14 protein-coding genes are annotated in these 14,908 nt (G+C 38.8%); 11 read left to right on the top strand and 3 right to left on the bottom strand.

Annotated features, from left to right (window positions below; translation table 11 throughout):
* Positions 1 to 9 precede the first annotated feature (9 nt).
* Complete coding sequence (gene yfbV / locus RM552_RS04105; protein WP_311367509.1) at positions 10 to 456, bottom strand: terminus macrodomain insulation protein YfbV; 447 nt, start codon at positions 454 to 456, stop codon at positions 10 to 12.
* Between the two features lie 175 nt (positions 457 to 631).
* Between yfbV and trxB the strand changes: the two genes are divergently transcribed.
* The 4 genes from trxB to infA all read left to right on the top strand — a co-directional run bounded on the left by trxB (position 632) and on the right by infA (position 3,475).
* The gene (gene trxB / locus RM552_RS04100) at positions 632 to 1,582 is read left to right on the top strand and encodes a thioredoxin-disulfide reductase (RefSeq protein ID WP_311367508.1); all 951 of its coding nucleotides are present in this window, start codon (positions 632 to 634) and stop codon (positions 1,580 to 1,582) included.
* Between the two features lie 111 nt (positions 1,583 to 1,693).
* Positions 1,694 to 2,437 carry a leucyl/phenylalanyl-tRNA--protein transferase gene (aat, locus tag RM552_RS04095; protein WP_311367507.1) on the top strand — a complete coding sequence of 248 codons (744 nt, stop codon included), beginning with the start codon at positions 1,694 to 1,696 and terminating at the stop codon, positions 2,435 to 2,437.
* Positions 2,434 to 3,123 (top strand): arginyltransferase, encoded by a 690-nt coding sequence (locus RM552_RS04090; RefSeq protein WP_311367506.1) that lies wholly within the window; start codon positions 2,434 to 2,436, stop codon positions 3,121 to 3,123. Before aat ends, RM552_RS04090 begins: the two co-directional genes overlap by 4 nt.
* 133 nt (positions 3,124 to 3,256) lie before the next feature.
* Positions 3,257 to 3,475 (top strand): translation initiation factor IF-1, encoded by a 219-nt coding sequence (infA, locus tag RM552_RS04085; protein ID WP_006003271.1) that lies wholly within the window; start codon positions 3,257 to 3,259, stop codon positions 3,473 to 3,475.
* 132 nt (positions 3,476 to 3,607) lie between these two features.
* Here infA and clpA read toward each other — a convergent pair whose 3' ends face one another.
* Positions 3,608 to 5,878: an ATP-dependent Clp protease ATP-binding subunit ClpA gene (gene clpA, locus RM552_RS04080; RefSeq protein ID WP_311367505.1), complete on the bottom strand. Its 2,271-nt coding sequence runs from the start codon at positions 5,876 to 5,878 to the stop codon at positions 3,608 to 3,610.
* A gap of 13 nt (positions 5,879 to 5,891) precedes the next feature.
* Positions 5,892 to 6,215 (bottom strand): ATP-dependent Clp protease adapter ClpS, encoded by a 324-nt coding sequence (gene clpS, locus RM552_RS04075; protein ID WP_311367504.1) that lies wholly within the window; start codon positions 6,213 to 6,215, stop codon positions 5,892 to 5,894.
* A 377-nt stretch (positions 6,216 to 6,592) separates the two neighbouring features.
* Between clpS and cspD the strand changes: the two genes are divergently transcribed.
* The 7 genes from cspD to RM552_RS04040 all read left to right on the top strand — a co-directional run bounded on the left by cspD (position 6,593) and on the right by RM552_RS04040 (position 14,785).
* Positions 6,593 to 6,817 carry a cold shock domain-containing protein CspD gene (gene cspD, locus RM552_RS04070; RefSeq protein WP_311367503.1) on the top strand — a complete coding sequence of 75 codons (225 nt, stop codon included), beginning with the start codon at positions 6,593 to 6,595 and terminating at the stop codon, positions 6,815 to 6,817.
* Positions 6,818 to 7,063: 246 nt separating this feature from the next.
* Positions 7,064 to 7,627 carry a pseudouridine synthase gene (locus RM552_RS04065; RefSeq protein WP_311367502.1) on the top strand — a complete coding sequence of 188 codons (564 nt, stop codon included), beginning with the start codon at positions 7,064 to 7,066 and terminating at the stop codon, positions 7,625 to 7,627.
* A gap of 110 nt (positions 7,628 to 7,737) precedes the next feature.
* Positions 7,738 to 8,889, top strand: coding sequence for a tRNA 2-thiouridine(34) synthase MnmA (gene mnmA, locus RM552_RS04060; RefSeq protein ID WP_311367501.1), 1,152 nt, complete (start codon positions 7,738 to 7,740; stop codon positions 8,887 to 8,889).
* Between the two features lie 58 nt (positions 8,890 to 8,947).
* Positions 8,948 to 9,565, top strand: coding sequence for a high frequency lysogenization protein HflD (gene hflD / locus RM552_RS04055; RefSeq protein ID WP_311367500.1), 618 nt, complete (start codon positions 8,948 to 8,950; stop codon positions 9,563 to 9,565).
* A gap of 56 nt (positions 9,566 to 9,621) precedes the next feature.
* Positions 9,622 to 10,998, top strand: a complete 1,377-nt coding sequence (gene purB / locus RM552_RS04050) for an adenylosuccinate lyase (protein WP_311367499.1) — start codon at positions 9,622 to 9,624, stop codon at positions 10,996 to 10,998.
* A 118-nt stretch (positions 10,999 to 11,116) separates the two neighbouring features.
* Positions 11,117 to 12,367: an adenylate/guanylate cyclase domain-containing protein gene (locus tag RM552_RS04045; protein WP_311367498.1), complete on the top strand. Its 1,251-nt coding sequence runs from the start codon at positions 11,117 to 11,119 to the stop codon at positions 12,365 to 12,367.
* Positions 12,368 to 12,556: 189 nt separating this feature from the next.
* A complete protein-coding gene (locus tag RM552_RS04040) occupies positions 12,557 to 14,785 on the top strand; it encodes an NADP-dependent isocitrate dehydrogenase (protein ID WP_311367497.1) in 2,229 nt (742 codons plus the stop codon).
* Positions 14,786 to 14,908 lie beyond the last annotated feature (123 nt).

Here is a 14,908-nt window from a genome sequence, read left to right as displayed (position 1 = left end):
GGATACATTTTAAAAAAGGTGTTTTGTAAACGCTTTGTCTAGTTCTTTAAAAGCGGTGCGCAACAAAATAGCTAATTCTTTAAACTTAGGCTTTTGGGTAATCCTTCTTAACTCACAGCCTTCTGCTCGCATCTTAGCGTGAATTTCTTTGTACCAAGATAAAATATGAGGTGGCAATTCTTGTTCTGAACGATGCCCTAGCCACAGCATCCCCTGCAAGGGCATACTGACAAAAAAAGCCCCCATCGCAATGGCTTGGGGAAGTGCGCCTTTTCCTAGAACTTGAATTTGCATCGCTACTATCAATATGGCCAATGGTGGCATTATCTTTATTGCTAATTTAGTTGCGGTTATTATCCTGCATTCTGGAAAAAGTGCATACAACTGCTTTTGCATTGGCCAAATTCGCATATACTCTTGACCATTTTTCAAATAACTAGGAAGTTGAGTTAACATAATATCGTTTAAACCTTTCTTCTTTATTGCGTTAATATTAGCATAGTTAAATCGCGCAAGTGTTAAAATCTAATTGCTTGAAGAAAACTTTTTAGCGATTAGTATAAAAATTAGAGATTGAATTAGCGACTGATGGACACACATACACTACAATAACCACTATTTGGAGAATCAAATGTCAGAAAGCAGACACATACCTCTGCTAATATTAGGCTCTGGTCCTGCTGGGTATACAGCAGCGGTATACGCAGCCAGAGCAAACCTAAATCCAGTCCTTATTACAGGTAGCCAACAGGGTGGACAACTCACAACAACGACAGAAGTAGAAAATTGGCCAGGTGATGCCAACGATTTAACTGGTCCAGACTTAATGGTAAGAATGCAAAAACATGCCGAAAAATTTGATACCGAAATTGTTTTTGATCACATTATAGAAACTGATTTTAGTGAGAGGCCCCTTAAACTGAAAGGCGAAAATGCTAGTTATACTTGCGATGCTCTTATTATATGCACTGGAGCATCGGCAATGTATTTGGGCCTTGAAAGCGAACAGGCTTTTATGGGCAAAGGAGTAAGTGCTTGTGCAACTTGTGATGGTTTTTTTTACAAAAACCAAAAAGTTGTTGTGGTCGGTGGCGGTAATACCGCAGTAGAAGAAGCTTTGTACTTATCAAATATTGCTTCTGAGGTCCATGTTATCCATCGTAGAGAAACGTTTCGTTCAGAAAAAATACTGACTCAACGCTTAATAGACAAAGCGGAAAATGGTAACGTCACCTTACATTTAAACAAAACCCTTGAAGAAGTTGTGGGCGATGAAATGGGTGTAACAGGTGTTAAAATCAAAGATACTGTAAATAGCAGTGTTGAGGAATTAGATGCCATGGGAGTGTTCATAGCAATTGGTCATTCACCCAACACTGGTATTTTTGATGGTCAATTAGAAATGAAAGATGGCTATATTATTGTTAATAGTGGCGCTAATGGCAACGCAACACAAACCAGTGTTGAAGGCGTGTTTGCAGCGGGTGATGTAAGTGATCATATCTACAGACAAGCAATCACATCGGCAGGTACAGGTTGTATGGCTGCTTTAGATGCTGAAAAATACCTAGACGCCTTATAATTTAGCTAAAACGAGTGAGTATTTATGGCGAACACATGCTTTTTTTAGTCCAAACTGCATATGTAATATGGGTTTGTAAGTTGGGCAATGAAAAATACTTAAGTGGTGATAATGTTAGAAATCTTTAAACTGAATCACTCACTTGATTTTCCCTCATTAGAGTTTGCATTAGAAGAACCAAACGGCTTACTCGCATTTGGGGGAGATTTGTCTCCCAAAAGACTAAAAATGGCATACAAAAACGGGATTTTTCCGTGGTATAGCGAACAAGAGCCTATCTTGTGGTGGTCGCCTGAACCAAGAGCTATATTTTATGCTGACGAAATATCAGCAAATAAAACATTACGTAAAAACATCAAAAAATTTGGGTACTATGCATCGCTCAATAAAGACTTTAACGCAGTTATCGATAATTGTGCGAACGTCCCGCGCGTTAACAGTTCAACTGAAATTAGTGCTGAAGTAAGCAATGATAGCTCGTCGAGTACCTGGATAAATGTTGACATGATGAACGCATACACACATTTACATGAATTAGGTTATGCACATTCTGTCGAAGTTTATAATTCAGAAGACAAACTCGTTGGTGGATTATATGGTGTGGTGGTAAGTGGTGTATTTTGTGGTGAATCAATGTTTCATTTGTCAAATGATGCGAGTAAAACCGCTCTCCTAGCATTAGCACAGCATATGCTAAACCATGGAATGAACATCATAGATTGTCAATTGGTTAACCCTCATTTGTTATCTCTTGGTTGTAAAACTGTTTCTCGTAAACAATTTTTACATTTATTAGAAAACAATAAGCACATGGTTGACTGTTGGGGTACTAAGGATTTAATCATTTCCTTATGAAATTTGGCGTAACACAGACATTTGCTTGCAACTATTTACCCGACAAAGAAGAACGCTTATTGGTTTGCATGGAGCAAGAATCAGAACTTCAAGGACTTTATAACTCTCTGATTCAAGTAGGGTTCCGACGCAGCGGTGAACAACTTTATCGCCCACATTGTGAAAATTGCAAAGCCTGCGAATCAATTAGAATAATATGTGCAAAGTTCTTGCCCTCTAAAAGTCAAAAACGTGTATTGTCAAAAAATAAAGATGTTCAAATACAGGTAGTCAATAGTGAACGTGATGATTACTATGCATTGTACGAACACTATATCGCCAAATACCATCATGACGGAAGCATGTTTCCCGCAACTTATGAACAATATAGAAGCTTCGTTCATTGTGATTGGAATAAACCTTGTTTCATTGAGGGGAGAGTCGACGACAAATTAATTGGGGTAGCGGTGACCGACACCATCACTAATGGCTTGTCTGCGTTATATACGTTTTTTGAACCCAGTATGGCTAAGCGTTCCTTGGGTACCTTTTTTATTCTACAACAAATAAGAATCGCAATTGAAAAGGAGCTGCCATATCTATATCTTGGATATCAGATTGATGAATGCAACAAAATGAATTACAAGCAAAAATTTTTTCCTCATCAACGCCTACGTGATAATCAGTGGATTTTATCGACTAAATAAACAGGAAAAACTTTACTAATGCATGCTTTTGGCGTAATGTTCGCGCCGAAAAGCGAACAGTATTGACACGACAGGTATATAGACCCTGTTATGCAAAACAAATAATGTTAAAAAACTGAGGTTACCAAGCTAAATGGCAAAAGAAGATTGTATTGAAATGGAAGGTACGGTGCAAGACACACTTCCTAACACTATGTTCAGAGTAGAATTAGAAAACGGACATGTTGTTACCGCGCATATATCTGGAAAAATGCGTAAAAACTACATCCGTATCCTTACTGGAGATAAGGTAACTGTTGAAATGACGCCTTACGACCTCAGTAAGGGACGCATTATTTATCGAGCACGATAAACATCCTTTTGTTATATCGCGTCGAATAAAAATAATAATTGCGATAAAAATTTTCATAAAATTAAAAAAGCCGCGTCACTGTTAGTGCGCGGCTTTACTGCTTGATTCGAAACAATAGCGAAACTGTTTGGTTTACGCCTTTTCTTGCTTAATGGATTCTATGCTCTTGTATGTGAAACTCAGTTTCTTATTTTTCAGTCCCACTTTCACTTCGCCTCCATTAGCTAATTTTCCGAACAATAGTTCTGACGCCAACTCACGTTTTAATTCTTCTTGAATCAAACGCGCCATTGGCCTAGCACCCATTGATTTGTCGTACCCTTTTTCAGCTAAATAAGCGCGCGCTTTTTCGCTTACTTCTAGAGATACTCCTTTAACGTCTAACTGCGCTTGTAACTCTATAATAAACTTGTCGACAACTTGCATTATGACTTCTTCATCCAGGTGGTTAAACCAAACAATACTGTCAAGTCTGTTTCTAAACTCAGGAGAGAAGGTTTTATTAATCTCAGACATCGCGTCATGGCTATTATCTTGCTGTTTAAAGCCAATTGATGTCCGCACAGTCGCTTGTACACCTGCATTTGTTGTCATAACTAAAACTACATTTCTGAAGTCTACCTTTCGGCCATTGTTGTCGGTTAGCGTCCCATGATCCATAACTTGCAATAAAATATTGTATATATCGCTGTGTGCCTTTTCCATTTCATCAAGCAGCACAACCGAATAAGGTTGTTTAATCACTGCATCTGTAAGTAAACCACCTTGGTCATAGCCTACATAGCCAGGAGGCGCACCAATTAAACGACTTACTGCGTGCCTTTCCATATATTCAGACATATCGAAACGGATAAGATCAACGCCCATTATTTTGGCTAGTTGTTGTGTCACTTCGGTTTTACCCACACCAGTAGGACCAGCAAACAAAAAGCTACCTATAGGCTTAGCTTCATTGCCAAGTCCTGAACGTGACAGTTGAATCGCCATAGACATTTTTTCTATTGCTTGGTCTTGCCCAAACACAACCATCTTTAAATTACGCGAGATATTCTTAAGTACATCTTTATCAGATGCCGAAACAGATTTTTCGGGTATCCTAGCAATCTTAGCGATAATTTGTTCAATATCAGTTACGTTGATTGTTTTCTTGCGTTTTGACGCTGGCAATAAACGTTGGCTCGCTCCCGCTTCGTCAATGACATCAATAGCTTTATCGGGAAGTTGACGCTCATTAATATATTTGGCTGATAATTCAGCCGCCGCTTGCAAAGCTTTTTGTGTAAACCTAACACTGTGATGCTCTTCATAACGCGACTTTAATCCAATAAGTATCTTAGTAGTATCGTCAACACTAGGCTCAACGACATCAATTTTTTGGAAACGCCTAGCTAATGCGCGATCTTTTTCAAAAATGCCTTGATACTCTTGATAAGTGGTAGAACCAATACATCTGAGTTCGCCGCTGCTTAATTTGGGTTTTAACAGATTGGAAGCGTCCATAACACCGCCAGATGCTGCGCCCGCACCAATAATTGTGTGTATTTCATCAATAAAAAGAATAGCGTCTTTATCGTTACTAAGTTCCTTCAAAATACCTTTGAGACGTTTTTCAAAATCTCCACGATATTTAGTACCCGCAAGTAAACTTCCTAAATCGAGCGAATATATTGTACTCTCAGCAATCACTTCAGGGACATCTTCATTAACAATTCTAAATGCAAGGCCTTCAGCAATTGCTGTTTTACCAACACCCGCCTCGCCCACTAACAAGGGATTATTTTTACGCCGACGACAAAGAATTTGAATACTTCGCTCTACTTCCGAATCTCTGCCAATTAGCGGATCAATTTTGCCTTCTTTTGCCGATGCATTTAGGTTGCTGGCATATTTTGCCAACATGGATTGATTTTCTTCATTTTCGGCAGCTTCCTCGTTTACTTCTTCTGAGGGTGTTTCGTCATCTTCGTTTTTGCTAACCCCATGTGAAATAAAATTCACAACATCAAGTCTTGTGACGTCGGCTTTTTTGAGAATGTAAACCGCTTGAGACTCTTGCTCACTAAAAATAGCCACAAGAACATTCGCGCCTGTTACTTCACCTTTACCCGAAGATTGAACATGAAAAACAGCTCTTTGTAATACACGCTGAAAACCAAGTGTGGGCTGGGTCTCGCGATCTACGGCCTGTTCTTCCGTAATTAATGGAGTTGTCTCATTTACAAATTCGGTAAGCTCTGTGCGCAAAAGATCGACTTTTGCGCCACAAGCTTTCAACGCTTCATTAGCTGCTGTGTTATCAAGTAACATTAATAATAAGTGTTCGACAGTCATAAATTCATGACGTTGTTGACGCGCAAACACAAAGGCTTCGTTAAGCGTTTGTTCTAAATCTTTATTTAACATTTTAGTATTCCTCTTACTGCGCTGGTTCCATCGTACACATTAATGGGTGCTGATGTTTACGAGAATATTGGTTAACTTGCATAACTTTAGTTTCTGCAATCTCTGCAGTATATATGCCACATACTGCCTTTCCGTGATAATGCACCGTCAACATCAATTGGTTTGCTTTTTCTGTGTCCATAGAAAAAAACGTTTGTAAGATTTCAACTACAAAATCCATTGGCGTGTAGTCGTCATTATTTAGCATAACTTTGTACATCGGTGGTGGTGCAGTTTTTTGCCGCCGAAGTTCAAGTTGTTTTTCTCTTTCGATGTTTATAATGTTTTCTTTACTCATTGTGTATTCATATACTTGTTTGCTACTGCGTCGCCAATGAAAAATAACAACAACCATTAAACTGTCTTCAAAAACAGACTATAAAATAGCGACAATAGAAGCAAGTGTTTCTTTGCACTTCATACTTTGATTGTAGTGCGTATTTAGTAACTTGGGCGACGTAAATCATCATTTAGCATGAAAAATGTGAAAAAGCTTTATATCGCGTTTATATTTCTTGACAATGTTGACCTAACAAATCTAATCTAGTTGCTGAGTGACAATTTTGCCGTATGTCACCGATAGTTCATATAAAATAGTTCATATAAATTTATCGTCACCATAATTAAAACTATGAGGGCGAATAGTAAAGAATTCAAGGAACAGGACGCAGTTCTATGGCAGTTGGTAGAGTAAAGTGGTTCAATAATGCTAAAGGTTTTGGTTTTATTGTGCCGGAAGACGGCGGTGAAGACATATTCGCACATTATTCGACTATTCAAATGGATGGATATCGTTCACTGAAAGCTGGGCAACAAGTAACTTACGATGTTCAGCAGGGACCGAAAGGTTTGCATGCTGAAAATATCGGTCTTGCGGACGGAGAAGAGCCGACAAGATAAACAATTAGAATAAGTTATTCGAATTTGTTAGTAGTGGATATCTCCAAGAGATAGCTTACCTATGATAAATGGCAATAGCGTGGGATGGTTGTGCCACAATTAAACCTACTAAATCAAAGGTGGGTGAATGCAGACAGTGTAGAACTACCATGTCCGTTTTTAGTTTCTGATTGAAAGCAGCAGTTGACTGCTTTTTTTATGCCTCAAAACCTAAAATTCCAATTTAAAAAGTAAAAGAGAGTCAGCGTGAATCGTTTGAAAATCAAAGATTCGATTTCTAGAAAAATAATATTATTTAATAAACCTTTCAACACGCTAAGCCAGTTTACAGACAGCCAAAATAGGCGCACTTTAAAAGACTTTATTGATATCCCAAGTGTGTATTGTGCCGGCCGATTAGACTATGACAGTGAAGGACTTCTCATTTTGACGAACGACGGTTTGTTGAATAAAAAAATTACTGCTCCTCAAAACAAAACCAGTAAAACCTACTGGGTGCAAGTTGAAGGAATCATCAACAAGGCCCAAATTGAAGCGCTTCGCACTGGTGTTGCTTTGAAAGACGGAATGAGTTTACCAGCTAAAGTGCAACAAATCGCAGCACCCAATATTTGGCCACGCACCCCCCCTATTCGTGAACGCAAGAATATTCCAACGGCTTGGTTACAAATATCGATAATCGAAGGGCGTAACAGACAAGTAAGAAGAATGACTGCAAGTGTAGGTCTGCCTACTCTGCGTTTAATTCGATATAGAATAGGATCATGGACAATTGATGGCATCGACAATGGACAATATATCAGCTTGTAGTGTTGCTGATTAGGAAAGACAAAAAATTAGTCGAACATATTATGACCTTACAATGCCTATTTGCTATACTGCGCGAAATTCGTAAAAATCATACACAACAAACGGAATAAATGAACAGTAACACTGAAAAACCCATCAAAGAAACAAAGGTCATTGTTGGCATGTCTGGCGGTGTTGATTCGTCTGTCTCTGCCCTGCTTTTGAAACAACAAGGATATATTGTTGAGGGTTTATTCATGAAAAACTGGGAAGAAGACGACAACGACGAATACTGCGCAGCAGCTGAAGATTTAGCCGATGCACAAGCAGTTGCCGATAAGCTCGGCATATACCTTCATACCATTAATTTTTCCGCTGAATATTGGGACCGTGTGTTCGAATATTTTTTGGCTGAATATAAAGCAGGCCGCACTCCCAACCCCGATATTATGTGCAATAAAGAGATAAAATTTAAAGCCTTTTTAGAATTTGCAGCGGAAGATTTAGGGGCTGATTTTATCGCGACTGGCCATTACACCCAACGCCGACTTTATAATGGTAAATGGCAAATGGTGCGGGGAGCCGACGATAATAAAGACCAAAGCTATTTTTTATATACGTTGAGCCATGAACACCTCGCTAAAACGCTTTTCCCTATTGGTCACTTACCTAAGCCGAAAGTGCGCGAGATAGCGCATGCATTTGATTTAATTACCCACGACAAAAAAGACAGCACGGGTATTTGCTTTATTGGCGAACGAAAATTCAGTGATTTTTTATCACAATATTTACCTGCACAACCCGGTATTATAGTGACCGTAGACGGTGCCGAAATTGGCACACACCAAGGCCTGATGTATCACACCTTAGGCCAACGCAAAGGTTTACTTATTGGGGGTAAAAAAGAATACGGTGATGAACCATGGTATGTGGTCGAAAAAGACCTTGTAAATAATCGCTTGATTGTCGCCCAAGGGGCCAATCATCCTAGCTTATTTTCACATGGCTTAATTGCCGGTCAACTGCACTTTGTAGACCGAGAGGATTTCAATAAGACGCAGAAAATAACGGTGAAAACACGATATCGACAAAACGATGTAAAATGTACTTTTGAGCCGCATTCCTCAGACAAAGCAAAACTGATATTTGATGAGCCACAAAAAGCAGTAACGCCAGGACAATCAGCGGTTTTTTATCGTGATGATGTATGCCTTGGTGGAGGTATTATTGAGAGTTATTTGAAGATAGACGAAAATAATGAAGCGCTACTTAAACATGCCTAGATTATCAGTATATCAGTTATTATTTTTTACATTTAGTACCGCGATTTAAGGCTGCTCAATGAATTATCAAGAACAACATTTAGCCTTAGCTGGTGTATGCCAAAGCGCTAAACTAGTGCAATCAATAGCCAGAAATGGCAGTGCAGACGCAAATGCTGTTGAAGCCAGTATTTCTAGTATACTAGTCACGTCACCTGACAATACCCAACAGGTATTTGGTTCACTCCAAAATCTTGCTATTGGTTTCCAAACTTTAATTGCGCAATTAGACTCAAACAATAAACATAAAGATGCCGAATTAACACGCTACATTGCCTCTATACTCAGTTTAGAACGCAAATTAAGCCGTCATAATAGTGCGCTTAATGAGCTCGCTGAAAGAGTATCTCATGTCCAACGACAATTAGGGCATGTTGAATTTGAACATACACAAATTTTGACCTCTTTAGCCTCTATTTATTCTGATGTGGTAAGCCCGTTGGCTGCCAAAATTCAAGTGGCGGGTAATCCAGATTATTTAAGTCAGACTAGTAATCAAAAGAAAGTTCGAGCTTTGCTACTGGCGGGTGTGCGTGCGGCTGTATTGTGGCGACAATTGGGTGGCAAGCGCAGACAAATTTTGTTTAATCGCAAAACGGTCGTTAATGGTGCCAAAGAAGCACTACGAACAATTTAAAACAACATCAAGGTAGTTGCCTTGAATTTCATTAGACATTTTAAAAAGGTATACAAATGGAATTATCAGCACTTTCTGCATTATCACCAGTCGATGGCCGATACGGTAGTAAAAGCAGTGAGTTACGTTCTTTTTTTAGCGAATTTGGCCTAATCCGTTATCGTGTGGAGGTCGAAGTTAGGTGGCTTCAAGCGCTTTCTATGCAGGCTGAAATTACTGAAGTGCCTCCGTTTAGCGATGAAGCTAATGCCATCTTAAATAACATCGTAGATAATTTCAGCGAAAAACATGCACAACAAATAAAAGATATTGAAAAAACGACAAATCATGATGTCAAAGCTGTTGAATATTTTCTTAAAAACCAAGTTAAACATAACAATGAACTGAATTCAGTCAACGAATTCATTCATTTTGCATGTACTTCTGAAGATATTAATAACTTGTCGCATGCATTAATGCTAAAAAATGGCTTATCTAATGTTGTTGTTCCTTATTGTGAAAAGGTAATTACTGCAATTGCTGATTTAGCCAAACAGTACAAGCATATACCGATGATGGCACGCACACATGGGCAACCAGCCTCTCCTTCTACAATGGGTAAGGAAATGGCAAATGTCGTAGCGCGTTTAAAACGACAACTGACGCAAATAACAGCAGTCCCCATGCTAGGGAAACTAAACGGCGCTGTAGGAAATTACAATGCACATTTGAGTGCTTATCCCAATCTTGATTGGCATAGCATATCCGAAAATTTTGTGAGTGATTTAGGACTGGTGCATAATCCATTTACCACCCAAATAGAACCTCATGATTATATTGCTGAACTTTTTGATGCAATGGCTAGGTTCAATACCATTTTAATTGATTTTGACCGCGATATATGGGGCTATATTGCTCTAGGGCACTTCAAACAAAAGACTATCGCTGGTGAAATCGGCTCTTCCACCATGCCTCATAAGGTAAACCCTATCGACTTTGAAAACTCTGAGGGCAATCTTGGTATCGCTAATGCAGTTTTTGCTCACCTTGCGAGTAAATTGCCTGTTAGTAGATGGCAAAGAGATCTTACTGATTCTACGGTTTTGCGTAATCTAGGCCTTGGGTTTGGGTATGCCATCATAGCTTATCAAGCTAGTTTGAAGGGTATTAGCAAACTAGAAGTCAATGAAAAAAGTCTGGCCAAAGAATTAGACGATAATTGGGAGCTATTAGCAGAACCGATTCAAACCGTCATGCGCCGATATGGTATTGAGAAACCTTACGAAAAATTAAAAGACCTTACTCGTGGTAAAAAAGTAAATGCGTCTGTTATGGGTGAATTTGTAGATGCCTTAGACATACCGGAACAAGCAAAAGCAGAACTCAAAAAACTAAGTCCCGAGCAATATATTGGTGATGCAATCAGGCTAGTTGATCAGTTGTTAGCAGAATAAGCTGACGCTAAAATGGTCATATCAATCATTTAACCATGAGTGAACTCACTAAGTTGTTTGAGTTCTAATCGCATAAAATTTAGTGGTCGCTCTTGGTAATTTCTTCAAGGATGAAGAAATGATTCAAAGCGGTAAACTTAATCATCGAATTATTCACAATAATCGCACTAAAATTGTTAAAACAATTTCAAATGCCATGTTGTTTGTCATCTGTCTACAGGCTTTTAAACTCATATTGATGAGCTTATTGGAGCAAGATGACGCTCATGCTAATACTTATTGGTTTTATCATTTTTTAAATTTTTGTTTTCACTGTTTATTGTTCATTTATGCAATGAGACTAAACAATACAGGGGGTTTTAGCCGAGCAAGAGCAATATTGATAATAGCTTTTTGTAGCTATTTATTTTGGGCTTGTATCTTGTGGCAGGCCGACGTTGGACTTCACTACTATTTTATCCTCTCTATTTTTATTTGTAGTTATTTATTTTCTGGTCAAGAAGTGCGTCAAATGATTGTAGTTTCTGGGCTAATGGCTTTTTTGTTTTTATATTTCTCGTTTAGTCTTCCAAATACGCTGCATGCAAACGACCCAAGCTTTTACGGCTTGATGCAAAATGCGTTAGATATACCTTCCTACAACATTGCGCTAAACAAACGAATCAATAATATGGGTTTTATTTTTTCGTGTTGCATTTGTGTGTATTACATTCGTCAAATATTAAGCCGACACTGGCATAAACTTCAGGTTTTACAGCGTAACCAACAAAATCTTTTAAAAAAAATATTCCCAACCACATTGGCCGAACAGCTTACATATGTGAATGAAAGCACGCTCAACTTTAATCAAGAACTGGGTGTGATTTTTGTTGATATTTGCAATTTTTCTGAAATGTTGAAATCGCCCACTCAAGAGCCTGATTCATGGAAGCAGTTTTACAAATTATATGACGATTTTGATAATTGTTTATCGAATTTAGATGCAAGACGAATCAAAATAAACGGCGATCAATATATCGTCATAATTGGCTTAAATCGAACATATTGCCAAAAGCAAATTGCTAATTGTGTTATTGAGGCTTGTTTTTTGTTGCAAAAGCACTCTCAAATGTCCATTAAAATAGGCGCTAGCCTCGGTCAAGTAAGCATTGGAATATTTGATACCAATCACCCTCAATTTGATATTTGGGGTCAAACTGTTATCAGAGCCGCAAGGTTAGAACAAACAGCTGAGGCCAATCAAATTTTTATTGATTCGGCTATACATCTAAATAATACGATCATAGATGCAACAATTTTTAAACAAGAAAAAAACCTTAAAGGCATAGGAAAACAAACAACTTTTGAAATTTCACACTTTATTTGTTGATATGTCTGCTCAAATAGTCTTAAACGCTACAAAAACCTCTTTAAATCAGATAGAATTCAGCTCCAAAAATTAGCATGCTTGCAAAAATGTTAAGACCTTAAATTTTTGCTGCGTCATAATGCCATCTATTGATGAAACAAAGTTGCTTTTTTGAAAGCGACGTCAATACAACTAGCTATAGGACTTTTAATGACTACAGACACTTCTAAGATAATTTATACCATCACTGATGAAGCGCCAGCGCTTGCCACTCAGTCATTGCTTCCAATTATCAAAGCATTTACTGCTTCTTCAGGCATTGATGTAGAAACCAGAGATATTTCACTCGCTGGAAGAATAGTCGCTAATTTCCCGCAGTTTTTAACAGAAGAACAGCGCATGGATGATGCTCTTGCAGAACTTGGTGATTTAGCAAAAACACCCGAAGCAAATATTATCAAGCTACCTAATATAAGCGCATCAATTCCACAGCTACAAGCTGCAATAAAAGAATTACAAGTTAAAGGTTATGCTCTTCCAGATTATCCAGAGAGCCCACAAACGGCTGAAGAAGAAGAAATAAAAGCGACTTACGCTAAAGTATTAGGTTCGGCTGTAAATCCTGTATTACGTGAAGGAAATTCTGATCGTAGAGCCCCTGGTTCAGTTAAACAGTTCGCAAAAGCTAACCCACACTCAATGGGTGCTTGGTCGAAAGATTCAAAATCACATGTAGCACATATGGAATCTGGCGACTTTTATGGCAGTGAATTATCGGTAACCGTTGATGGCGCCCAAGATGTTCGTATCGAATTTGAAAATAAACAAGGATCGGTTTCTGTTCTAAAAGAAAAAATATCTCTGTTGGACAAAGAAATAATAGATGCCTCAGTCATGAGTAAGCATGCATTAATGGCGTTTTTTGAAAAAGAAATTAATGCTGCAAAAGGCGAGGATGTTTTGTTGTCGTTGCACATGAAGGCAACCATGATGAAAGTGTCTGATCCTATTATTTTTGGGCACGCTGTAGAAGTTTTTTATGCAGATGTATTCTCAAAGCACGCCGACACTTTCGCTCAACTTGGTGTGGATGTTAAAAATGGTCTTGGCGATGTTTATGCTAAAATTGCTAACTTACCGGCAGATAAAAAAGCCGAAATAGAAGCTGATATCCAAGCTGTGTATGCAACCCGCCCCGATATGGCGATGGTTGACTCTGATCGCGGCATTACCAATTTACATGTGCCATCTGACGTTATCATTGATGCATCAATGCCAGCAGCAATTCGTGCCTCAGGGCAAATGTGGGGACCGGACGGTAAGCAAAAAGATACTAAGTTTATGATCCCCGATCGTAATTATGCAGGTGTTTTCCAGTCAGTCATCACATACTGCAAAGCTAATGGTGCATTTGATCCAACCACAATGGGTACTGTGCCAAATGTGGGTTTAATGGCGCAAAAAGCTGAAGAATACGGTTCACACGACAAAACTTTTAATTTTAGTGAAGCTGGTACAGTAAGAGTCGTTAACGTGGCAGGTGATGTATTGCTTAGCCATGTCGTTGAACAGGGCGATATTTGGAGAATGTGTCAAGCTAAGGATGCTCCCATACAAGATTGGGTAAAACTTGCAGTAACGCGAGCTCGTGCCACTAATACGCCAGCGGTATTTTGGTTAGACAAAAACCGCGCTCACGATGCCGAAATGATAAAAAAGGTTGAGCAATATTTGCCTAACCACGATACAACTGGTTTAGATATCAGAGTGCTTAGTCCTGTTGATGCAACCGAATTTACCCTAGAACGTTGTGGTAAAGGACAAGACACAATTTCAGTGACAGGTAACGTTTTACGTGATTACTTAACCGATTTGTTCCCTATTTTAGAATTAGGTACAAGTGCAAAAATGTTATCTATTGTTCCTTTAATGAACGGTGGTGGCTTATTTGAAACCGGTGCAGGTGGTTCAGCGCCAAAACACGTGCAACAGTTTGAAAAAGAAAACCACTTACGTTGGGATTCTTTAGGCGAATTTTTAGCGTTAGCAGCGTCGCTTGAGCACTTAAGCGTCAATACTGGAAACGCCAATGCGCAGGTTTTGGCTGACACTCTAGACGCGGCAACAGCCAAGTTCTTACAAGAAAACAAGTCGCCTTCACGAAAAGTAAAAGAGCTAGATAATCGTGGTTCGCATTTTTATTTGGCAATGTACTGGGCACAAGAACTTGCAGCACAAACCACGTCTGATGAGCTTAAAGCACAATTTAGTTCTATTGCCGAGAGCATGACGACTAACGAAGACACAATTGTGAATGAACTAAACGAAGTACAGGGTGCTCCAATGAATATCAATGGCTATTATTTTGCTGATGATAAACTGGCAGCAGAAGCAATGCGTCCTAGTAAAACCTTAAACGGTATATTGAGCGCAGTTTAGCATACAAGTAATTGACTCAAAGAGGTTGTGCTTTTAGTACAGCCTCTTTTTTTTTGTGTTGATAAATAGCGCTAAGGCACACAAATTATTACTTGAATGCTCATCTCACGTCGCATACTCTTC

The organism is Glaciecola petra (assembly GCF_031846345.1).
GTDB lineage: Bacteria > Pseudomonadota > Gammaproteobacteria > Enterobacterales > Alteromonadaceae > Glaciecola > Glaciecola petra.
Note: the sequence above shows the minus strand (reverse complement) of the source record. Positions and strands in the feature narration are given on the sequence as shown.